The following is a 211-nucleotide window of genomic DNA, read 5'->3' as shown; positions in this document are numbered from 1 at the left end:
CAGGTCGGTGGGGCCGTGGTGGTCCCAGTGGATGAGGTGGTGGGCTTGGGTCCAGGCGACGGGGGCGGTGCAGCCGGGCCAGGTGCAGCCGCGGTCGCGTTCGGCCAGGGCGATGCGCTGTCTGGTGGTGAAGTCGCGCAGGGTGCGGCCTACGTCCAGGGGGTTGCCGCAGGTGTCGACCAGCACGGGGATGATCTCGGCGCCGCACAGT

General features: G+C 72.0%; 1 protein-coding gene. It reads right to left on the bottom strand.

Annotation, left to right across the window (positions count from 1 at the left end; translation table 11 throughout):
• Nucleotides 1-211, bottom strand: a 211-nt coding sequence (locus tag ASD06_RS19315; RefSeq protein WP_200941934.1) for an HNH endonuclease signature motif containing protein, incomplete at both ends; no start/stop codon positions are given.

This window comes from Angustibacter sp. Root456 (assembly GCF_001426435.1).
Taxonomy (GTDB): Bacteria; Actinomycetota; Actinomycetes; order Actinomycetales; family Angustibacteraceae; genus Angustibacter.
Note: the sequence above shows the minus strand (reverse complement) of the source record. Positions and strands in the feature narration are given on the sequence as shown.